A 20,572-nucleotide genomic window follows, 5' to 3' on the forward strand; every position below is an offset into this window, starting at 1 on the left:
CAATCTCTCCTCCGACGGTCGGCTACAGCGGCGGCTCGATGCGGGCGATGGCGCGGAGGGCCCGCGGGGCGAAGCGGGACATCAGATGGGCGCCGCGCGCCTCGGGGGTGACGGGAACCACCGCCTGGTTGCGGACGACGGCGCGCAGTACGGCGTCGGCGACCTTCTCCGGGGGGTAGTTGCGCATCCCGTACATCCGCGCGGCCTTGGCCTGACGGCGTTTCTCCTCGTCGGCCGAGACGCCGGTGAAGCGGGACGTGGTGGTGATGTTGGTGTTGACGAGTCCCGGGCAGATGGCGGAGACGCCGATTCCCTGGCCGGCCAGTTCGGCGTGCAGGCACTCGCTGAGCATCAGGACGGCAGCCTTGGACGTGCTGTAGGCGGGGAGGACCTTGGAGGGCTGGAAGGCGGCAGCCGAGGCGGTGTTGACGATGTGCCCGCCCTGTCCGCGGTCCGCCATCCGCTTGCCGAAGATCCGGCAGCCGTGGATGACGCCCCACAGGTTGACGTCCAGGACTTTCTTCCAGTCCTCGGATGTGGTCTGCAGGAAGGAGCCGGACAGCCCGATGCCGGCGTTGTTCACCAGGACGTCGACGGTGCCGTACGCGGCGTCCACGGTGTCGGCGAGCTTTTCCATCGCCGCTTCGTCCGAGACGTCGACGGCCTCGCCCCAGGCCTGCGGGGCGCCGATCAGACGTGCCATGTCGGCGGTGCGGGCCGCGCCCTCCGCGTCCCGGTCGACGGCGATGATGCGCGCACCGGACTCGGCGAAGGCGAACGCCGTGGCCCGCCCGATCCCGCTGGCCGCGCCCGTGACCAGCACCAGCTGTCCGCCGAAGCGGTCGGCGTAGGGGCCGGTGGCCAGGGTCTTCTTCGCCGGGTCGCCCTCCTCCTTGGCCGTGACGAATTCGGTGATCCAGGAGGTCAGCTGGTCGGGCCGGGTGCGCGGTACCCAGTGTTTGGCGGGGAGGGTGCGGCGTACGAGCTGGGGGGCCCACTCCTCGAGGTCGTCGTAGAGGCGCTGGGAGAGGAACGCGTCGCCGGTGGGCGTGATCAGCTGGACCGGGCAGTGGGCATAGGCGTCGGCGCGGGGGCGGCGCAGGCGGGGGCGGACGTTGTCGCGGTAGAGCCAGGCGCCGTGGGCGGCGTCGGTCGGCAGCGACGGGGTCGGATAGCCGCCGGCGGGTACCTTCTCCACCCACTGGAGGATCTTCGGCCAACGCTTGCCGAGCGGTCCTTTCCAGGCCAGTTCGGGCAGCAGCGGGGTGTGCAGCATGTAGACGTACCAGGACTTGGCGCCTTGGCTGACGAGCTGCGCGGCCCGTCGGGGGGTGGGACGCGTCATCCGTTTCTTGATCCAGTGGCCGAAGTGGTCCAGGGACGGGCCCGACATGGAGGTGAAGGACGCGATCCGGCCCTCTGTGCGCCGGACCGTGGCGAATTCCCAGCCCTGTACGGAGCCCCAGTCGTGGCCCACCAGGTGGACGGGCCGGCCCGGGCTGACGGCGTCGGCGACGGCGAGGAAGTCGTCGGTCAGCTTCTCCAGGGTGAAGCCGCCGCGCAGTGGCTTCGGTGCGGTGGAGCGGCCGCAGCCGCGGACGTCGTAGAGGACCACGTGGAAGTGCGCGGCCAGGCGTACGGCGACCTCGGACCAGACCTCCTTGCTGTCCGGGTAGCCGTGCACCAGCATCACGGTGGGCCGCTCGGCGTCTCCGAGTTCGGCGACGCACAGGTCGACGCCGCCGGTCCGCACCCGGCGCTGCCGCGCCCCCGCAAGCCCCTGTCCGTGTCCCGGGCCCTGCCCGTGTCCCGGGCCCTGCCCGTTTCCCGGCCCCGGCCCGTTTCCCTGCTCTGGTCCCTGTCCGCTCGTCATGCGGCCTTCTCCTCCTGCCAGCGCCGCACGTGCGGCAGATCGTCGTCCAGCCAAAAGGCGCTTTCCTGAGGGTCCTTGGAGTCGGTGACGACCAGGATCTCCTCGAACTTGGCGCCGATACCCCGGAATCCGAGGTGGGGTTCGACCGCCCACAGGCCGGGTTGCGGTGGATGGTCGGAGAAGGTGTACGGGCTCCACAGCGGTGACCAGCCGTCCCGGTGGCCGTGCAGCGCGTCGGAGGCGAGGCCCTTGAGGGACTGGGTGCCGAACCCGAAGAGCGTGGGTGACCAGCGGCGTTCCCTGACCCGGTCGATCTTGTGGGCGATGACGCCGAAGGGGTAGGCGCGGTGGCGGTTGGCGTGGCCCTGCCGCACCATCAGCCGTTCCACGTTCTCGTAGATCTCGCGCAGCGGGCGTCGCTCGCGCACCTCGCGCAGGATCAGTTCCCGGTGCGCCTCGAGGTCGGCGAGCAGCCGGTCGTGGACGGGGTTGAGGCCCAGGCAGCCGGAGTAGCCGATGTCGGCGGTGAAGCCCTTGTGGACCGGGGCCATGTCGAGGATGAACGGCATGCCCGGTTCCAGCTCGCGGTGGGTGGGAAAGAACTGGAGCGGGATGCGGAAGTTGACGAAGGCGGTGCGGTCGCCGAACCACGCGAACGGCAGGTGGAACCAGTCCCGTACACCGCGCTCGCGCAGCCACTCGCGCTGCATCCGCGCCGCGGCGCGTTCGGTGATCCCGGGCTTGAGCTGGGCGGCCACCGCCTCCGCGCAGTCGTATGCGAGCCGCTGGACCTCTCTGAAGCCCTGGAGTTCGGCGGTGCGTGCGGGACTTCCTGCTGAGGTCGCTGAGGTCGCTGAGGTGACTGAGGCCATCGCCAACCGTCCGTCCGTAAGCGGTTCATCGCGGTACGCGCCCGTAACTTGACACTGATGAATGTGACAATGACTGACGGCTACGTCAAGGGGTGCGCATGCCGCGTGGCATGCGCACCGCGCGCCGACCCCGATGCCGGGGCCTCCCCAGGCAGGAGCCCCCTACGGGTTCGTCATACCGGAGAGGTAGGCGGAGACGACCGTTCGGGTTGACGACTGCGGCGCGGGCCGCCTCTACCGTCGAAGACGTGACTGTGATCGTGACCGAAAGCCTGAGCAAGCGGTTCCCGCGGGTGACCGCCTTGGACCGGCTCTCCGTTGACATCGCCCCCGGCGTGACCGGCCTGGTGGGTGCCAACGGCGCCGGAAAGTCCACCCTGATCAAGATTCTTCTCGGCCTCGCCCCGGCCAGTGAGGGGACTGCGCACGTCCTCGGCCTGGACGTGACGAAGGACGGCGGCGCCATCCGCGAGCGGGTCGGCTACATGCCGGAGCACGACTGCCTGCCGCCGGATGTCTCGGCGACCGAGTTCGTCGTGCACATGGCCCGGATGTCCGGCCTGCCCCCGACGGCCGCCCGGGAGCGCACCGCGGACACGCTGCGCCACGTCGGCCTCTACGAGGAGCGCTACCGCCCCATCGGCGGCTATTCGACGGGCATGAAGCAGCGGGTGAAGCTGGCCCAGGCGCTGGTGCACGACCCGGAGCTGGTCTTCCTCGACGAGCCCACCAACGGCCTGGACCCGGTCGGTCGGGACGAGATGCTCGGCCTGATCCGCCGTGTCCACTCCGACTTCGGGATCTCCGTCCTGGTGACCTCCCATCTCCTGGGCGAGCTGGAGCGCACCTGCGACCACGTCGTCGTCATCGACGGCGGCACGCTGCTGCGCTCCTCCTCGACCGACGAGTTCACGCAGACCACGGCCTCGCTGGCGGTGGAGGTCACGGACACCGACCGCTGTCCGGACGGCACCGCGGCGCTGCGCGCGGCACTGGTCGCCGCGGGAGCCGTGGTGTCCGACGCGGCCGGTGCCGAGGGCCTGGCCTCCTCGGGGCACCTGCTGTACGTCGAGGCGGCCGGCGAGCAGACCCACGACCTGGTCCGGGACACCGTCGCCGACCTCGGTCTCGGCCTGATCCGGATGGAACAGCGCAGGCACCGGATAGCGGAGGTCTTCCGCGATGCGGACGCCGCCGCCGACGCCGTCGCATCACCCGTCACCTCTGCCACCGCGGGCGCTCCCGGCGCCCCGCACACCGTCCGGGACGGAGGCGCCCCCGATGCCCACTGAGTCCACGACCCCCGCGTCCCCCGCGTCCGCCACTCCGGGTGGCGCCTACATCCACAACATCGGCTACCGCCACTACGACGGTCCGCGGCTGGGCCGCGCCTACGCACGCCGGTCGCTCTTCTCGCAGAGCCTGCGCGGAGCCTACGGACTCGGCCGCTCGGCCCGGACGAAGGTGCTGCCGATGCTGCTCTTCGCGGTGATGTGCCTGCCCGCCGCGATCATGGTGGCGGTGGCGGTGTTCACCAAGGCCGCCAGCCTCCCGGTCGGCTACGGCCGCTACGCCATCTACCTCCAGGCCGTCATCGGTCTCTATCTCGCCGCGCAGGCCCCGCAGTCCGTCTCCCGCGATCTGCGCTTCAAGTCCGTCCCGCTGTACTTCTCCCGCCCCATCGAGCGCGGCGACTACGTGGCGGCGAAGTTCGCGGCCATGGCCGGCGCCCTGTTCGTCCTCACCACGGCTCCGCTCCTGGTGCTCTACGCCGGCGCGCTGCTGGCGAAGATGGACTTCCTCGACCAGACCAAGGGGCTGGCCCAGGGCCTGGTCTCGGTGGCGCTGCTCTCGCTGCTGTTCGCGGGGATCGGCCTGGTCGTCTCGGCGCTCACCCCACGCCGCGGGTTCGGCGTCGCCGCCGTGATAGCCGTGCTGACGATTCCTTACGGTGCCGTGAGCGCCGTGCAGGGGATCGCGTCGGTCCAGGGGAGCGAGGCGGCCGTCGGATGGCTCGGGCTCTTCTCGCCGATCACGCTCATCGACGGTGTGCAGTCGGCCCTCCTCGGTGGGAGCAGTTCCTTCCCCGGGCAGGTGGTGCCGACGACCGCCGTCGGGATCGTCTATCTGCTCGTCACGCTGGCAGCCGTCGCCGGCTCCTACGCCCTGCTGATGCGCCGCTACCGGAAGGCCGGCCTGTGACCGCCCGCCCGTTGCCCACCACGACCCCTCGAAGGACCGGGCCGCGCCCATGACCACTCTGCACATCGACCATGTGTCCCGCTGGTTCGGGAACGTCGTCGCCGTCAACGACATCACCATGACCATCGCCCCCGGCGTCACCGGCCTGCTCGGCCCCAACGGCGCCGGAAAGTCCACCCTCATCAACATGATGGGCGGCTTCCTCGCCCCCTCCAACGGCAGCGTCACCCTCGACGGCACCACGATCTGGCGCAACGCCGCCATCTACCGCCACATCGGCATCGTCCCCGAGCGCGAGGCGATGTACGACTTCCTCACCGGCCGTGAATTCGTCCTCGCCAACGCCGAGTTGCACGGCCTGGGGCGGACCGAGGCCGCCAGGGCCCTGGCCACGGTGCAGATGGAGTACGCCCAGGACCGCAAGATCTCGACGTACAGCAAGGGCATGCGGCAGCGGGTGAAGATGGCCTCCGCGCTGGTCCACGACCCGTCCGTGCTGCTGCTGGACGAGCCCTTCAACGGCATGGACCCGCGGCAGCGGATGCAGCTGATGGAACTGCTGCGGCAGATGGGGGACCAGGGGCGTACGGTCCTGTTCTCCTCGCACATCCTCGAAGAGGTCGAGCAACTCGCCTCCCACATCGAGGTGGTGGTGGCCGGCCGGCATGCCGCGTCCGGCGACTTCCGAAAGATCCGCCGGCTGATGACCGACCGCCCGCACCGCTACCTCGTCCGGTCGGACGACGACCGGGCGCTGGCGGCCGCGCTGATCGCCGACCCGTCCACGTCCGGCATCGAAGTGGACCTCGCCGAGGGCGCACTGCGCATCCAGGCCGTCGACTTCGGCCGGTTCACCGCCCTCCTGCCGAGGGTCGCCCGCGACCACGGCATCCGCCTGCTGACGGTCTCGCCCTCCGACGAGTCGCTGGAATCCGTCTTCTCCTACCTCGTAGCGGCCTGAGGCCGAAAGGAGCCCGACGCATGTCCACGACCACTCCGACGGCCCCGCCCGCACCCGCCGGCGCGCCCCGGGCCGCGCTGTTCCACCCCACCGTCGCCCGGCTCACCTACCGTGCGCTGCTCGGCCGGCGGCGGGCGCTGATCCTCTTCGCGCTGCCCGCCCTCCTGGTGGTCGTCGCCGTCGCCGTCCGCCTGCTGGCCGGTGCCGACGACTCCACCGCGAGCGGCATTCTGGGCGGCTTCGCGCTCGGCACGATGGTGCCGCTGATCGGTGTCATCGCCGGTACGGGCGCAATCGGCCCGGAGATCGACGACGGCTCCGTGGTCTATCTCCTGTCCAAGCCGGTGGCGCGGCCGACGATCATCGTCACCAAGCTGTTCGTCGCGACCGGCGTCACGGTCGTCTTCTCCGCCGTTCCGGTCCTTGTCGCCGGCTTCGTCCTCAACGGCAACAGCCAGCAGATAGCCGTGGCCTACGCCCTGGCGGCGGCCATCGCCTCGGTCGCCTACAGCGCGCTCTTCCTGCTCCTCGGCACCATCACCCGGCACGCCGTCGTCTTCGGCCTCGTCTACGCCCTGGTCTGGGAGGCGCTCTTCGGGACGCTCGTCCCCGGTGCCCGGACCCTCAGCGTCCAGCAGTGGGCGCTGGCGGTGGGCCAGAAGGTCGGGGCGGAGGGCGCTCTGACGTCCGACGTCCAACTACCGGCCGCGATATGCCTGTTGGCGGTCGTCACGATCGGCGCCACCTGGTACGCCGGGCGCCGGCTGAAGTCGCTGACGCTGGCCGGAGAGGAGTAGGGCGCCCGGCACCGCCCGGAGCCGCCGCCCGGAACCGCCGCCCCGGATCGCCGCCGGCGCAGCGATCGGCCGCCGCCGGTGCACCGGTCAGCCGCTCTGCGCCTGGCCGGTGCCGCCGCTCTGCTGCTGTCGTTTGTTGAACTCCCGGACGTTGTCCAGGTGCTCCCGGTAGTCGGCGGTGAAGCGGGTGTCGCCCGGTTTGACGGTGACGAAGTAGAGCCAGTCGCCCTTGGGCGGTGCGCCGGCCGCCTTGAGTGCGTCCGCCCCGGGGTTGTCGATCGGGGTGGGCGGCAGGCCGGACCGCTTGTAGGTGTTGTACGGGCTCTTGGTCCTGGTGTCGGCGTGACTGGTGGTGAGAGTGCTGCGGCCCAGCGCGTAGTTGATCGTCGAGTCCATCTGCAGCGGCATGTTCCGGGCGAGCCGGTTGTCGATGACCCGGGCGACCTTGCCCATGTCGGCCGGCCGGTCCGCCTCGGCCTGCACGATGCTGGCGATCACCACCGTGCGGTAGGACGTGATGCCGTCGCCGGCGAGCCGCTGGTGGGCGGTGTCGACCATGTAGGAGAGCAGGGACGCCGGGGTGGTGCCCTCGCGGATCGGATACGTGGCCGGGAAGAGATAGCCCTCCGGATTTCCCTTGGCCTCGTCCGGCAGCTTCAGGTGCGCCGTCCTGGCGGCCTTGGCGGTACTGCCCTTGGCCAGGTGCAGCTTCTTGTCGGCGGCCGCGTAGACCTGGCTCGCCCGCTGCCCCTCCGGCACGGTCAGCTGCTCCTGGGGCTGCCCGCGCAGCAACCGCGGCACGATCACCACGGCGAGCACGATCAGGAGACACAGGACGACGACGAGAACGAGCCGGCTGGTACGAGGGCGCCTCGGTCCGGGCCGGCGAACGGTGCGCTGAACATCGCTCATGGGGGCACCGTAAGCCAGCCGGCCGGCTCGCGGGTTGCCCACCCCCGGATCACCGCCGATGATGCGGGCCCGATGCGGGACGGATACGGGTGGGATGCCTGGTGTTCACCGGGGCGGGCGCGGTGGGACACGGCGGTCGAGGTGACGGGCGGAGCGGTGCCGCCGCGCCCGGTTCCCGGAAGCCGGGGCCGGACCCCGCATCGGGAGCGCGCATCGGGAGCCGGAAGAGGCCGCGGGGAGTGGAGCCGGCAGCGGGGGGCGCGGCCCCCGCACCTCCCCCGGCGTCCCGCCCGAGCTGCCCCGGCCCCACCGCCCCAGCTGCCCGACCACCCAGACCACCCAGACCACCCCGACCGCCCCGACCGCCCCGAGTTCCCCCAGCTCTCCCGTTCGCCGTGGCCGCCGGAACGTCCTACGCCTCGCCTACGCCTCGCCCATGCCTCGCCCATGCCTGGCCCCATGCCTCGCCCATGCCTGGCCCCATGCCTCGCCTACGCCTCGTCGCCGATCCGCCGGTCGCGGCCCGCGCCCAGGCCCAGCAGGGCGAGGCCGGCGCAGACGGCGAGGAGCAGGAGGATCGGGACGGTCCAGCCGTCGGTGACCTGGTGGACGGCGCCGAGGGCCAGGGGGCCGACGGCGGCGAGGAGGTAACCACCGGTCTGGGCCATGCCGGAGAGGCGGGCCGCGGTGTGGGCGTCGCCGGAGCGAAGGACCATCATGGTCAGGGCCAGGCCGAGCGCGCCGCCCTGCCCGATGCCGAGGAGCGCCGCCCAGAGCCAGGCACCCGCCACCGGAGCCACCAGCAGCCCGGTGACACCGCAGGCCATCAGCGCGGAGACGGCCACACCCAGCAACCGCTGCCGGCGCATCCGCCCCGCCAGCATCGGCACCACGAACGAACCGGCCATCTGCACCAGTGTGCTGAAGGCGAAGACCAGCCCCGCCTGTCCCTTGCCCATTCCGTGATCGGTGAAGATCGTCGGCAGCCAGGCGATGATCACGTACGCGATCAGCGACTGCGAGCCCATGAAGAGCGTGACCCGCCAGGCGAGCGGGGAGCGGCCGAGCTTCGGCCCGTCCTCGACGGCATGGCGGGGGGTGGCCGCGGCCGCGCCGTGCCGGGTGCCGCGGCGGGCGATGACCGACTGCGGGATCCAGACCGCCGCGGCGACGGCGGCCAGCAGCGACCAGGAGACCAGCGAGCCCTGCCAGCCGCCGAGCGCGTCCTCCAGCGGGACAGCCGTGGCCGCCGAGACCGTGGCGCCCAGGATCATCGCGGTCGAGTACAGCGCCGTCATGCCGGCCGCGCGTTCCGGGAAGTCCCGCTTGATCAGGCCGGGCATCAGAACGTTCAGCAGGGCTATGGCGGTGCCGACCACCGCGCAGCCGGCGAAGAGGGCGACGACGGGTGGGGCGATCCGCAGCACGATGCCGCCGCAGAGCAGGACCAGTGCGCCGCACAGCACCGCCTCGGTCCCCCAGCGGCGGGCCAGCTTCGGGGCGGCGATGGAGCCGAGGCCCATGAAGATCAGCGGGATGGTGGTCACCAGGCTGCTGGCGGTTGCGGCGAGGTGGAAGTGGTCGCCGATCTCGCCGAGCAGCGGTGAGACGCCGGCCAGCGCCGCCCGCATGTTGAGCGCGGCAAGGACGATCCCGGCCAGGAGGAGGGCCGGGTGGGCGCGCAGCCGGCGGCGGGCCGCGGCGACCGGCGGCGCGGCGGCCAGATCCTCCTCGGCGTCGATCAAGGGTGCTTCGGACAGGGACCCGGACATGTGTGCATACCTCGCCAAGCTCGGTGTCTTACAGGGGGATGTGGAGGAGGGGGTGGACCACTGGGGGTGGAGGAGGGGGTGGACCACTGGGGGTGGAGGGGGAGGAGGCCACTGGAGATGGAGGGTGGAGGCCACTGGGGGGAGGTGGAGGTGGAGGCCACTACCGGGCGGCGAGGAGGGCTTCCACGGCGCGTTTGGGCTTCTCCAGCAGCGCGCGGGTGGCGCGCTCCGCGGCCTCCGGATCGCCCGACGCGATGGCGTCCAGCACGGCGCGGTGATCGCCGTGCACGATCTTCGGCATTTCGTGATCGTCGAGCGTGCTGACCAGCGCTTCCCGTACGGAGCTGCTGAACCACGCGTAGGTCGCGGTCAGGGCGGTGTTGTGCGCGGCTTCGACGACCGCCCGGTGGAAGGCGACATCGTGGTCGGCGTACAGCTCGAGGCTGCCGGCGTCGGGCCGCCCCTCGGCGTCCGACAGTCCGGCCTGGGCGTCCAGGGCTTCCCGCATCCGCGCCAGGTCGGCGGGACCGTGGCGGAGTGCGGCCAGCCGGGCGGCCTCGGCCTCCAGGGCGATGCGGAGTTCCAGGACGTCGCGGATGCCCGCCCGCTGGATGCCGCGCATGATCTCGCCCGGGTCGGCCGTGGAGACCACGAAGGTGCCTTCGCCCTGGCGGGAGCGGAGCATGCCGGCGTGGACGAGTACCCGTACCGCCTCGCGGACGGTGTTGCGGCCGACCTGGAGCTGTTCGCTCAGCGCGTGCTCGGTGGGGATGCGGGCGCCGACCGGCCACTCACCGGCGGTCAGCTGGGACCTCAGGGCCTCGACGACGGTGTCCACCAGGGATTGCCGTCCCGCTGCCTGCAGTGCCATGTGCGTCGCTCGCCCTTCGCCGCTTCCCCGCCGGTTGCCCAGTCATCCTACAACTGATGGATTCACTGTACATGTAAACCGTCGGGCTGCGGGGCGGCCCCCGAGCCATGCTCGCACCCGCACCCGCACGCACCCATACCCCGCGGAATCGGAGACCGCGACGGCGGCGGGGCGGGGATCCGTCACCCGCCCCGCCGCCCCGCCCGCCCTCAGAGCCCGATGTCGCGCTCCTGGATGTCCGCCAGCGACTCCCGCCGCACGAGCAGCCGCGCATGTCCGCCGGAGACCGCGACGACCGGCGGCCGGCCGACGAGGTTGTAGCCGGAGGCCATGGAGAGGTGATAGGCGCCCGCGACCGGGACGGCCAGCAGGTCTCCGGGGCGGATGTCGCCCGGCAGCGGGACGTCCGCGGCGAGCACGTCGCCCGCCTCGCAGTGCCGGCCGACGACCGTGACCGGTTGCGGCGCGGCGGCGGAGCGGCGGCCGACCAGCCGGGGCGCGTAGCGCACCCCGTAGAGCGCGGGCCGTGGGTTGTCGCTCATCCCGCCGTCGACCGCCACGAACGTGTGGCCGCCGGTCTGCTTGACGGCCAGTACCCGGTAGAGGACGACGCCGGCCGGTCCCACGATGCCGCGGCCCGGTTCGATGGCGAGCCGCGGCATCGGCAGCCCGGCCGCCGCGCAGCCGCCGGCCAGTTCGGCGCGGATGCGGGCGCCGAGGCCGGCGATGTCGAGGGCCGGCTCGCCGGGGCGGTAGGCGACGCCGTGACCGCCCCCGAGGTCCAGTTCGGGGAGCGTGATGCGGTGCTGTTCGTGGATGCGGGCCAGCAGTCCGACCAGCCGCCGCACGGCCGCCAGATACGGCTTGACGGTGGTGATCTGCGACCCCAAGTGGCAGTGGAGGCCCATCAGTTGGAGGCGCGGCTGGCCCAATATCCGGGTGACGGCGTGCTGTGCGGAACCGTCCGCGAGCGACAGCCCGAACTTCTGCCCGTCGGTCCCCGTACGGATCTTGGCGTGGCCGCCCGCGGCGATCCCCGGGACGACCCGGACCAGCACCTTCTGCCGGCCGTCGGACGGTACCGCCGCGGCCAGCCGGGCGATCTCCGAGGTGCTGTCGATGACGATCCGCCCGACCCCGAGCCGCAGCGCGGTCCGCAGGTCGTCCGGGCTCTTGGCGTTGCCGTGCAGCACGATCCGCTCCGGCGGGAAGCCGGTGGTGACGGCGAGCTCCAGCTCGCCCGCCGAGCAGACGTCCAGGCCCAGGCCCTCCTCCTGGACCCAGTGCGCCATGGCGCGGCACAGAAACGCCTTGGCCGCGTAGTAGACATCGGTGCCGGGGAAGGCCCGCAGGTAGGCGCGGCAGCGGCGGCGCACCTCGTCCTCGTCCAGCACGTAGGCGGGCGTCCCGAAGCGGTCGGCGAGCTGGGTGAGCGCCACGCCGCCGACGGCGAGGTCGTCATCGCCGAGGGGGGCGGTGGACCGTGGCCAGATGGCCGGCGCCTCGGTCCGGGGGGCGGCCGGCTCCGGTACGGGGACCGGCGGCGGAGCGGTGCGGCTCATGGCGCGGCTCATGGTGTGGCTCATGATCTGGTGGCCCTCCCTCAGACGGCCTGGAGCGGGCGCGTACGGGCGATCTCCGGGGCGAACCGCGGGTCGACGACCAGGCCGGCCGCTCCCACGGGTTCGGCCAGCGCGCGCAGCGCGGGCTCGGAGAGCCGTACCCAGGGCTGGCCGCCGCCGAGGGCCGCGGCCAGCCGCTGGGGCGAGGTGAAGGCGACGGCGGTACGGCCGCCGAGGGGGGTACGGAACAGGCGGGCGGTGCAGCCCGCGGGGCCCGACCGGACGGGGACGAACAAAGGCCCGGCCGGGGCCCGATCGGAGGGCTCGGGGTCTTCCGCGTACAGGTGAGGGGACACGGCGTTGCTCCTCGGACAGAACATCGGCGGCCCCGGACCGGTGGGTGGTGCTGACGCCGGGGCTCGGCTCTGCCGACGCTATGCCCGGTGCGCGGGGTGCTCCGTCGGCCACTGACGCATCATTGACGGTTTGTCGACGGGACTTGACGCGATGCTGCCGTCACGTGGCCGGTGCGGGCGGTTGGCGGCCCCTCGTACGCGGCGGGTCGCGCCCAGCGCGGGCCGCGGAAGACGTCCCCGCAATCCGTGTCCGCCCGTCTCGGGGACGGCGATGCTTGACCTTGACACTGTGGGAAGGACTCCACTGGAGGGCGTCATGTTCACCATCGGAGATTTCGCGCAGTACGGCCGGGTGTCGGCCCGCATGCTGCGGCACTACGACGCGATCGGGCTGCTGCGCCCGGCCCGTACCGACCCGGTCAGCGGCTATCGCTTCTACGCGGCCGCCCAGCTCACCCGGCTCAACCGCATCATCGCGCTCAAGGATCTCGGATTCAGCCTCCAGCAGGTGGCGGCGATCCTGGACGAGCAGGTGGGGGTGGCGGAGCTGCGCGGCATGCTGCGGCTGCGTCAGGCGGAGCTCGCGGCCGCGATGACGGCGGCCGGTGCGCGGCTGGCGCGGGTCGAGGCGAGGCTCCGGACGATCGAGAGTGAGGGACGTATGTCTGCCGACGATGTGGTGGTCAAGCGCACCGCGGCGGTGCTGCTCGCCGAACTGAGCGGGACCGCTGCCGGCTACGGGCCCGAGGACATCGGCCCGGTCATCCAGCCGCTCTACGGCGAGCTGTGCGCGCGGCTGGAGCGGGCCGGGGTGACGCCGGCGGGGCCCGGGCTGGCGTACTACGAGGACGTACCGCAGGACGCGGCGGCGGCCGGCAGCGGCGCCGTCGTCGTCCACGCCGGGTTCGTGATCACGCCGGAGGCCCTGGCCAGGGCGGGAGACGAGGCCGACGACCGCGGCTTCGACGTCGTCACCCTCCCCGGCCTCGACTGCGCCGCGACCGTGGTGCACCGCGGTCCGATGAGCCGGATCCTGCCGACCGCCCAGAATCTCGCGCACTGGATCGACGCCAACGGTTACCGGTCGGCCGGTTACGCCCGCGAGCTGTATCTGGAGTGTCCGCCCGACCAGGAGAAATGGGTCACGGAGATCCAGGAGCCGGTGGTCCCGGCGGCCGTCGCCTGACGCCCGCGCCCCCGGCCGCGGGCGGGGCGTACAACGGCCGTCCGGCCCCTTCGCCACCTGGCGGCTACACCCGCACCTCGGCCGACGGCGCCTCCGTGGCCGCCGGGGGCACCACGGCCGGCTCGCGCGGCGAGCGCCGTACGACCGCGAGGACCAGCGCCCCGGCCGCCACCGCCACCAGCCCGGAGACCAGCGTGATGTGCGTCAGCCCCGAGAGGTACGCGGCGCGCACGGCCGGCAGCGGGGCGTGCGGCGGAAGGTCGTGCAGGGCGTCGGCGAAGAAGGTGCCCAGGACCGCGATCCCCAGGGCGAACCCCAGCTGGCGGAAGGTGTTCACCGCGCCGCTGGCCATGCCCGCCCGCTGCGGCGGCGCCGCGCCGAGCGCCGCCGAGACCAGTACCGGCATCGCCGCCCCGACGCCCAGCCCGCCGACCGCGAGCCCGGGCACCAGCGCGGCCCAGCCCGCACCGTCCCCGAGCAGCGCGGTGTGCAGCAGCGCGCCCGCGCCGACGAGCAACAGGCCGATACCCACCGGGAGCTGCGGGGCGAGCCGCTGCAGCAGACGGCCGCCGAGCGCGCCGACCAGCAGCGACATCAGCGCGAGCGGCAGCACGGCCAGGCCCGCCTGCACCGGGCTCAGGCCCAGGACGTTCTGTGTCCACAGCCCCACGAACGTCAGATACGGGAAGGCCGCCGCCTGGAGGAGCAGTGCCGCCGCCATCAAGGTGGCGAACGAGGGGCGGCGCAGCAGCCGCAGGTCCAGCAGGGGCCGGTGCACCCGCTGTTCGACGAGGACGAACACGAGCAGGGCCACCGCGGCGGCCGCGAGCGAGGCGAGCGTGCCGCCCTCCGTCCAGCCGTGCTCGCCGCCGCGCATCAGCCCGTAGGTCAGCGCGCCCGCGGCCACCGTGAAGGCCGCGGCGCCCGGCCAGTCGATGCGCGCGCCGCGGTCGCCGTGGGACTCGTGCAGGTGGCGCAGGGTGAGGGCGACGGCGAGAGCGGTCAGCGGCAGGTTGACGAGGAAGATCGCCCGCCAGTTCAGGTACTCGGTGAGCAGGCCGCCCAGTACGGGGCCCACCGCGGCCGCGGCGCCGCTGGTGCCGCCCCAGATGCCGAACGCCACGCCCCGGTCGCGGCCGTGGTAAGCGGCCATCAGCAGCGGTGTGTTGGTGGCGAACATCGCCGCGGCGCCGATGCCCTGCACGGCGCGGGCCGCGATCAGGACGGCCGCGCCGGGGGCCAGGCCGCAGGCCAGCGAGGCGAGGGCGAAGAGGGCCAGCCCGGCCACGTACAGGCGACGCCGGCCGAAGAGGTCCGCGGCCGAGCCCGCCACCATCAGCAGCGCGGCGAGCGCCAGCGCGTAGATGTCCATCACCCACTGCAGCGAGGTGAAGGAGGCGCCCAGGCCGTCGGATATCCGGGGCAGGGCGGTGTTCACGATCGTCACATCGACCAGCAGCATGAAATTGCCGAGGGTGATGGCGACCAGGGGCCACCACTTCCCGCGCGAAGGGCTCGCGCCCATGATCATTCCTCCGTTGGGGCCGGTGATCCGCCGCTGTCCGCGACGGAATCGGTATCGGGATCGGTATCGGAACCGCGGTCGCCATCGGAACCGCGATCGGTATCGGGATCGGAACCGCGATCGGTATCGGAACCGGGATCGCAACCGCGATCGGTATCGGTCGCAGACAGGGGCGTCTGCGACAGGGACCGGACCACGGTCCGTTTTCCACCCCCGCTGTTCCAGCCACCGCGCACCCGGCGGCGCAATCCGACACGCGCTAGCCTCGAACGGTGAAAACCGACGCGAAGGCCGCCGGCCCCGCCACGGGGTTCGACGCCCTCGACCGGCAGCTCATCCACGCCCTCCAGCTGGATGGCCGGGCGCCCTTCAGCCGTATCGCCGACGTGCTCGGCGTCTCCGACCAGACGGTCGCCCGCCGCTACACCCGCCACCGCGGCACCGGTGCGCTCAGGGTGCTGGGGCTGGCCGATGCGCAGGCGCTGGGGGAGATCGAGTGGCTGGTGCGGGTGCAGTGCACCCCGGATGCGGCGGTGTCGGTGGCCGAGGCACTGGCCCGCCGGGCGGACACCGCCTGGGTGAGCCTGATGTCCGGCGGCACGGAGATCGGGGCCGTCTGCCGCGCGGCGAGCGGCGCGCACGGCGATGCTGCCCCAGCTGACGCTGGGAGGTACCCCCAGCTGCTCCATCAACTGCCCCGGACGCCCAGCGTCGTCGGCGTCACGGCGCACTGTCTGCTGCACGAGTTCTTCGGCGGCTCGCAGAGCCTGGTCAGCAAGTCGGGCGCGCTGACCGAGGAGCAGATCGCCCTGCTGAGCCCGCCGCCCCCGGGCCCGCCCGCCGCGCCGGTGGCCCTCGGTGCCGCCGACCGCCGGCTCTTCGAGGCACTCGGGGTGGACGGTCGCGCCCCGTTGGCCGAACTCGCCGCCACCACCGGCTGGTCACCGTCCACGGTCCGCCGCCGCCTGGCCGAGCTGCGCGCCGACGGCGTCCTGTACTACGACATCGACTACGACCTGCGGCTCTTCGGGTACAGCGTGATGGTCGCCCTGTGGCTGTCCGTCGAACCCGCCGCACTGGCCGCCACGGGTGAGGCGCTGGCCGCCCACCCGGAGGTCGCCTTCGCCTGCGCCACGACCGGGCCCAACAACCTCTTCGCGTCCGTGCTGTGCGAGGACGTCGGCGCGCTCTACACGTATCTGACGACGCGGGTCGCGGCGCTGCCCGGCGTGCGGACGATGGAGAGTGCGCCCCGGATCCGGCACATCAAGGGCGCCGGGCCGGTCATGGCCACCGGGCGGGCCGCGGCGGGGCGCCGCCGGTGAGGCCCGGGCTGCCGGGGCGGCGGCTGCGCCGGCCGGTCGATCCGCTGCGCCGGGCGGTGGCCGCGGTGCCGGCCTGGGTGCGGAGCACTCCCGGCACCCACATCTGGCTGCTGATCATCGGTATCACCAGCCTGGTGGTCGCCTCCGCCTCCGAGGGCCTGGAGCAGTTCCTCCTCCACCGCACCAGCAGCAATATCCACGAGCTGACCGAGCATCCGCTGCCCTCGCTGCTCATCAGCGGTTTCTGGATCGAACGCCCGCAGTCGTTCCTGCTCTACGTGGTGATGTTCGAGCTGCTGCACGCCAACGTCGAGCGCTGGCTGGGGACGTGGCGCTGGCTGCTGATCATCGGCACGGCCCATGTCGCCGCCACCCTCGCCAGCCAGGAGCTCGTCCTGCTGGCCATCGAGGGCCACCGGCTGCCGCGTTCGATGACCCATGTCGTGGACATCGGGGTCTCCTACGGGCTGGCGGCCGCCGCCGGCGTGCTGACGTACCGGCTCTGGGCGCCCTGGTGCTACGGCTGGCTCCTGGGGGTGCTGCTGTTCTTCGGGGTGCCGCTGCTGACCGGGGCGACCTTCACCGACTTCGGGCATGCCGTCTCGCTCGTCCTGGGGCTGGTGTCCTGGCCGCTCACACCGGCGGGGCGCCCGGCGCCGGACGAGCACCCCGAGGAGCCCGGCACGGGCCGGGCGCCGCCGGGGCCGCCTCGGGAGGTGCCCCCGGCGGCGCCCCCGGGGCAGCCTCAGGAGAGGTAGAGCCGCTCCAGAACGACCGCGATCCCGTCGTCCTCGTTCGAGGCGGTGATCTCGTTCGCGACGGCCTTCAGTTCGGCATGGGCGTTGCCCATCGCCACGCCGTGCGCGGCCCAGGCGAACATCGCGATGTCATTGGGCATGTCGCCGAAGGCGATGGTGTCGGCGGCCTTGACGCCCAGGCGGCGGGCGGCCAGGGACAGGCCGGTGGCCTTGGTCAGGCCCAGCGGCAGCAGTTCGACGACGCCGTGGCCGGCCATCATCACGCCCACCAGGTCCCCGGCGACCTCACGGGCGATGCGTGCCAGGGAGTCGTCGTCGAGGGTCGGGTGCTGTATGTAGACCTTGTTGAGCGGGGCGGTCCACAGCTCGCCCGGTTCGTCGATCATGACATTGGGCAGCGGGCCTTCCTGGACGCGGTAGCCGGGGCCGACCAGCACCTCGCCCTCCAGGCCGTCCCGGCTCGCGGCCAGATACAGCGGGCCGGTCTCCGCCTCGATCTTGGACAGCGCGAGGCCGGCCAGCTGGCGGTCGAGCGTCACGGACGTCAGCAGCCGGTGTTCGCCGGCGTGGTAGACCTGCGCGCCCTGGCCGCACACCGCGAGTCCCCGGTAGTCCAGGGCGTCGAGGATGTGCCGGGTCCAGGGCACCGCACGGCCGGTGACGACGATGTGCGCCGCGCCCGCCGCGGTGGCCGCGGTGAGCGCCGCGCGGGTGCGCTCGGAGACGGAGTCGTCGGGGCGCAGCAGCGTCCCGTCGAGGTCCGTCGCGATGAGCTTGTAGGGCAGGGTCGGTGCGCTCACCGGGCGACGGGTTCGAGGAGCTCGCGGCCGCCCAGGTAGGGGCGGAGGACCTCGGGGACGCGCACCGAACCGTCCGGCTGCTGGTGGTTCTCGAAGATCGCCACGATGGTGCGCGGTACGGCGCAGAGGGTGCCGTTCAGCGTCGCCAGGGGCTGGACCTTCGGCTTGCCGTTGACGTTCTCGCGCATCCGGACCGACAGCCGCCGGGCCTGGAACTCGTCGCAGTTGGAGGCCGAGGTCAGCTCGCGGTACTTGCCCTGCGTCGGGATCCAGGCCTCGCAGTCGAACTTGCGCGAGGCGGAGGAGCCGAGGTCACCGGTGGCGACATCGATCACCTGGAAGGGCAGCTCCAGGGCGCTCAGCCACTGCTTCTCCCAGTCCAGCAGGCGCTGGTGCTCGGCCTGCGCGTCCTCGGGGGTGACGTAGGAGAACATCTCCACCTTGTCGAACTGGTGGACCCGGAAGATGCCGCGGGTGTCCTTGCCGTACGTGCCGGCCTCGCGGCGGAAGCACGGCGAGAAGCCGGCGTAGCGCATCGGGAGCTTGTCCGCGTCCAGGATCTCGTCCATGTGGTACGCGGCGAGCGGGACCTCGGAGGTGCCGACCAGGTAGTAGTCGTCCTTCTCCAGGTGGTAGACGTTCTCGGCGGCCTGGCCGAGGAAGCCGGTGCCCTCCATGGCGCGCGGGCGGACCAGGGCAGGCGTCAGCATCGGGGTGAAGCCGGCCGCGGTGGCCTGGGCGATGGCGGCGTTGACGAGGGCGAGCTCCAGCAGGGCGCCGACGCCGGTGAGGTAGTAGAAGCGGGAGCCGGACACCTTGGCGCCCCGCTCGACGTCGATCGCGCCGAGCAGCTCGCCGATCTCCAGGTGGTCCTTGGGCTCGAAGCCCTCGGCCGCGAAGTCGCGGATGGTGCCGTGCGTCTCCAGGACCGCGAAGTCCTCCTCGCCGCCCACGGGCACGTCCGGGTGGACGAGGTTGCCGAGCTTCAGCAGCAGCTGCTGGGTCTCGTCCTTGGCCTCGTCCTGTGCGGCGTCGGCGGCCTTGACGGCGGCCGAGAGCTCGCCGGCCTTCTTCAGCAGCACGGCCTTCTCGTCACCGGCGGCCTTGGGGATGAGCTTGCCGAGCGCCTTCTGCTCGGCGCGCAGTTCGTCGAAGCGGACGCCGGACGACCTGCGCCGCTCGTCGGCGGAGAGAAGCGCGTCGACGAGTGCGACGTCCTCTCCACGGGCGCGCTGGGACGCGCGCACACGGTCGGGGTCCTCACGGAGCAGGCGAAGGTCAATCACCCCACCAGGCTACCGGGGCAGTGACCGGCCCTTCGACGTGATATCGACTCGCGTTGCAATTTGTCTGGTTTGGCATTGTTTATTCCATAACGGAATACGGGGTGCGCGCCTCGCGTCATTGCGTTCCCTTGTCTTTGTCCACAGGAGGGGGATGCTCGACGACCTTTATCCACAGGCTGTGTGTGAGATCTGTGGAAGTCGGAGGCGGCCATTCCGCTGCCGGAATGTTCGGCTATGGATTCCTCGGCCAAACCCTCTTCTCGTGCTCTTTCGTGTGAGATTGCCTCGCCCTAAAGGATTGATCACGGGAATTGTGCTGACGCGGCCGGAGTTGAGGCACTGCGCGGCGGTGTGGAGCGCTGTGGAATACCGTGGGATCGGTAGAGGGATTTGTCGACTCTGTCCGAATCGCTCCTCGCGCCATGTCGACTTACCCACAGGTCGAGATCCGACCCTGTGGATAACTCTGTGGACAGTGGCACGGGGGACGGCGCGGGCGCCCGAAAGGCGCCGCAACACCGCAGGTCGGGTCAGCTGCGCCCGTCCAGGCAGCGCGCCAGCCAGTCCGACGCCTCGGAGAACGCCGAGTCCGTCATCTCCGGCCGTACGGTCGCCGCCACCTCGTCCGCCCGCGGATAGGAGCCGAGGAACCGCACTTCGCTGCACACCCGCTTCAGGCCCATCAGGACCTCGCTGACCCGGCGGTCGGTGACATGCCCCTCGCAGTCCACCGAGAAGCAGTAGCGGCCGATGCCCTCGCCGGTCGGCCGGGACTCGATCCGCATCATGTTGACGCCGCGCACCGCGTACTCCTGGAGCAGTTCCAGCAGCGCACCGGGATGGTCCTCGCGCAGCCACAGCACGACCGAGGTCTTGTCCGCGCCGGTCGGAGCGGCGGGCCGGGCCGGGCGGCCGACCAGGACGAAGCGGGTGGCGGCGTTCTGCGCGTCATGGATGTCGGTGACCAGCGGGGTGAGGCCGTACGTCGCCGCCGCGAACTCGCCCGCGAACGCGCCGTCGTACCGCCCCTCCTGCACCAGCCGCGCGCCGTCGGCGTTGGAGGCCGCCGACTCCCATACCGATTCCGGGAGTTGGGCCGCCAGCCACTTGCGTACCTGCGGCTGGGCGACCGGGTGCCCGGTCACCGTCTTCACGTCCGTCAGCGCCGTGCCGGGGCGTGTCAGCAGCGCGAAGGCGATCGGCAGCAGCACCTCGCGGTAGATCATCAGCGGTTCGCCGGCGGCCAGCTCGTCCAGGGTGGTGGTCACCCCGCCCTCGACGGAGTTCTCGATCGGCACCAGAGCCGCGGCCGCCTCGCCGCCGCGGACCGCGTCCAGGGCGGCCGGCACCGACACCATCGGCACCAGCTCGCGCGTCGCGGCTTCCGGAAGAGTGCGCAGCGCGGCCTCGGTGAACGTGCCCTCGGGCCCGAGATAGGTGTAACGACTGGCCGACATGCAACGGACTCCTCGCGTCATCGCGGGGGCGCCCCGCCGATCTCTCCCTTTCCTGCC

General features: G+C 72.2%; 18 protein-coding genes. 7 read left to right on the forward strand and 11 right to left on the reverse strand.

From position 1 onward, the window contains the following. Positions 1-22: 22 nt before the first annotated feature. Complete coding sequence (locus ACGFML_RS18520; protein ID WP_393544901.1) at positions 23-1,873, reverse strand: SDR family oxidoreductase; 1,851 nt, start codon at positions 1,871-1,873, stop codon at positions 23-25. Continuing rightward, positions 1,870-2,745 (reverse strand): M24 family metallopeptidase, encoded by an 876-nt coding sequence (locus ACGFML_RS18525; protein WP_393544903.1) that lies wholly within the window; start codon positions 2,743-2,745, stop codon positions 1,870-1,872. The genes ACGFML_RS18520 and ACGFML_RS18525 overlap by 4 nt, the downstream gene beginning before the upstream one ends. 248 nt (positions 2,746-2,993) lie before the next feature. On the opposite strand from ACGFML_RS18525, the gene ACGFML_RS18530 reads away from it, so the two are divergent. Genes ACGFML_RS18530 through ACGFML_RS18545 form a run of 4 tightly spaced genes read left to right on the forward strand, consistent with a single transcriptional unit; the run spans position 2,994 to position 6,705 of the window. Then, the gene (locus ACGFML_RS18530; protein WP_393544905.1) at positions 2,994-4,037 is read left to right on the forward strand and encodes an ABC transporter ATP-binding protein; all 1,044 of its coding nucleotides are present in this window, start codon (positions 2,994-2,996) and stop codon (positions 4,035-4,037) included. Then, a complete protein-coding gene (locus tag ACGFML_RS18535; RefSeq protein WP_393544907.1) occupies positions 4,027-4,947 on the forward strand; it encodes an ABC transporter permease subunit in 921 nt (306 codons plus the stop codon). The genes ACGFML_RS18530 and ACGFML_RS18535 overlap by 11 nt, the downstream gene beginning before the upstream one ends. Positions 4,948-4,996: 49 nt before the next feature. Next, complete coding sequence (locus ACGFML_RS18540; RefSeq protein ID WP_393544909.1) at positions 4,997-5,908, forward strand: ABC transporter ATP-binding protein; 912 nt, start codon at positions 4,997-4,999, stop codon at positions 5,906-5,908. A 20-nt stretch (positions 5,909-5,928) separates the two neighbouring features. Further along, positions 5,929-6,705: an ABC transporter permease subunit gene (locus tag ACGFML_RS18545; protein WP_393544911.1), complete on the forward strand. Its 777-nt coding sequence runs from the start codon at positions 5,929-5,931 to the stop codon at positions 6,703-6,705. Positions 6,706-6,792: 87 nt separating this feature from the next. Here the strand turns inward: ACGFML_RS18545 and mltG are convergent, their stop codons facing one another. The 5 genes from mltG to ACGFML_RS18570 form a co-directional block, all read right to left on the reverse strand. Continuing rightward, the gene (gene mltG, locus ACGFML_RS18550) at positions 6,793-7,617 is read right to left on the reverse strand and encodes an endolytic transglycosylase MltG (protein WP_393544913.1); all 825 of its coding nucleotides are present in this window, start codon (positions 7,615-7,617) and stop codon (positions 6,793-6,795) included. A gap of 491 nt (positions 7,618-8,108) precedes the next feature. Continuing rightward, complete coding sequence (locus tag ACGFML_RS18555; RefSeq protein ID WP_393544915.1) at positions 8,109-9,389, reverse strand: CynX/NimT family MFS transporter; 1,281 nt, start codon at positions 9,387-9,389, stop codon at positions 8,109-8,111. A 160-nt stretch (positions 9,390-9,549) separates the two neighbouring features. Next, a complete protein-coding gene (locus ACGFML_RS18560; RefSeq protein ID WP_393544917.1) occupies positions 9,550-10,260 on the reverse strand; it encodes a FadR/GntR family transcriptional regulator in 711 nt (236 codons plus the stop codon). Between the two features lie 209 nt (positions 10,261-10,469). Further along, positions 10,470-11,846: a diaminopimelate decarboxylase gene (gene lysA / locus ACGFML_RS18565; RefSeq protein ID WP_393544919.1), complete on the reverse strand. Its 1,377-nt coding sequence runs from the start codon at positions 11,844-11,846 to the stop codon at positions 10,470-10,472. 17 nt (positions 11,847-11,863) lie between these two features. Next, on the reverse strand, positions 11,864-12,178 hold the full coding sequence (locus ACGFML_RS18570) for an SAV_915 family protein (protein WP_393544921.1): 315 nt from the start codon (positions 12,176-12,178) through the stop codon (positions 11,864-11,866). Between the two features lie 316 nt (positions 12,179-12,494). On the opposite strand from ACGFML_RS18570, the gene ACGFML_RS18575 reads away from it, so the two are divergent. Further along, positions 12,495-13,364 carry a MerR family transcriptional regulator gene (locus ACGFML_RS18575; protein WP_393544923.1) on the forward strand — a complete coding sequence of 290 codons (870 nt, stop codon included), beginning with the start codon at positions 12,495-12,497 and terminating at the stop codon, positions 13,362-13,364. Between the two features lie 64 nt (positions 13,365-13,428). Here ACGFML_RS18575 and ACGFML_RS18580 read toward each other — a convergent pair whose 3' ends face one another. Continuing rightward, positions 13,429-14,889 (reverse strand): MFS transporter, encoded by a 1,461-nt coding sequence (locus ACGFML_RS18580; protein WP_393544924.1) that lies wholly within the window; start codon positions 14,887-14,889, stop codon positions 13,429-13,431. A gap of 272 nt (positions 14,890-15,161) precedes the next feature. Between ACGFML_RS18580 and ACGFML_RS18585 the strand changes: the two genes are divergently transcribed. Next, a complete protein-coding gene (locus tag ACGFML_RS18585) occupies positions 15,162-16,214 on the forward strand; it encodes an Lrp/AsnC family transcriptional regulator (RefSeq protein WP_393544926.1) in 1,053 nt (350 codons plus the stop codon). A gap of 23 nt (positions 16,215-16,237) precedes the next feature. Next, complete coding sequence (locus ACGFML_RS18590; RefSeq protein ID WP_393545581.1) at positions 16,238-16,972, forward strand: rhomboid-like protein; 735 nt, start codon at positions 16,238-16,240, stop codon at positions 16,970-16,972. On the opposite strand, the gene ACGFML_RS18595 is transcribed toward ACGFML_RS18590, so the two are convergent. The 3 genes from ACGFML_RS18595 to pheA form a co-directional block, all read right to left on the reverse strand. After that, positions 16,960-17,772: an HAD family hydrolase gene (locus tag ACGFML_RS18595; protein ID WP_393544928.1), complete on the reverse strand. Its 813-nt coding sequence runs from the start codon at positions 17,770-17,772 to the stop codon at positions 16,960-16,962. The two genes, ACGFML_RS18590 and ACGFML_RS18595, sit on opposite strands and share 13 nt — an antisense overlap. Continuing rightward, positions 17,769-19,058, reverse strand: a complete 1,290-nt coding sequence (serS, locus tag ACGFML_RS18600; RefSeq protein WP_393544930.1) for a serine--tRNA ligase — start codon at positions 19,056-19,058, stop codon at positions 17,769-17,771. Before serS ends, ACGFML_RS18595 begins: the two co-directional genes overlap by 4 nt. A 530-nt stretch (positions 19,059-19,588) precedes the next feature. Further along, a complete protein-coding gene (gene pheA, locus ACGFML_RS18605) occupies positions 19,589-20,515 on the reverse strand; it encodes a prephenate dehydratase (protein WP_393544932.1) in 927 nt (308 codons plus the stop codon). Positions 20,516-20,572 lie beyond the last annotated feature (57 nt).

The sequence above is a fragment of the Streptomyces sp. NPDC048650 genome (assembly GCF_043199095.1).
In the GTDB taxonomy this organism is placed as follows: Bacteria; Actinomycetota; Actinomycetes; order Streptomycetales; family Streptomycetaceae; genus Streptomyces.

What these genes read in the sequence shown, in the direction of transcription:
- ACGFML_RS18560 (WP_393544917.1), bottom strand. Translation starts at nt 10,260, where the DNA reads ATGGCACTGCAGGCAGCGGGACGGCAATCCCTGGTGGACACCGTCGTC.
- lysA (WP_393544919.1), bottom strand. Translation starts at nt 11,846, where the DNA reads ATGAGCCACACCATGAGCCGCGCCATGAGCCGCACCGCTCCGCCGCCG.
- ACGFML_RS18545 (WP_393544911.1), top strand. Translation starts at nt 5,929, where the DNA reads ATGTCCACGACCACTCCGACGGCCCCGCCCGCACCCGCCGGCGCGCCC.
- ACGFML_RS18575 (WP_393544923.1), top strand. Translation starts at nt 12,495, where the DNA reads ATGTTCACCATCGGAGATTTCGCGCAGTACGGCCGGGTGTCGGCCCGC.
- mltG (WP_393544913.1), bottom strand. Translation starts at nt 7,617, where the DNA reads ATGAGCGATGTTCAGCGCACCGTTCGCCGGCCCGGACCGAGGCGCCCT.
- ACGFML_RS18535 (WP_393544907.1), top strand. Translation starts at nt 4,027, where the DNA reads ATGCCCACTGAGTCCACGACCCCCGCGTCCCCCGCGTCCGCCACTCCG.
- ACGFML_RS18540 (WP_393544909.1), top strand. Translation starts at nt 4,997, where the DNA reads ATGACCACTCTGCACATCGACCATGTGTCCCGCTGGTTCGGGAACGTC.
- ACGFML_RS18555 (WP_393544915.1), bottom strand. Translation starts at nt 9,389, where the DNA reads ATGTCCGGGTCCCTGTCCGAAGCACCCTTGATCGACGCCGAGGAGGAT.
- ACGFML_RS18525 (WP_393544903.1), bottom strand. Translation starts at nt 2,745, where the DNA reads ATGGCCTCAGTCACCTCAGCGACCTCAGCGACCTCAGCAGGAAGTCCC.
- ACGFML_RS18580 (WP_393544924.1), bottom strand. Translation starts at nt 14,889, where the DNA reads ATGGGCGCGAGCCCTTCGCGCGGGAAGTGGTGGCCCCTGGTCGCCATC.
- ACGFML_RS18520 (WP_393544901.1), bottom strand. Translation starts at nt 1,873, where the DNA reads ATGACGAGCGGACAGGGACCAGAGCAGGGAAACGGGCCGGGGCCGGGA.
- pheA (WP_393544932.1), bottom strand. Translation starts at nt 20,515, where the DNA reads ATGTCGGCCAGTCGTTACACCTATCTCGGGCCCGAGGGCACGTTCACC.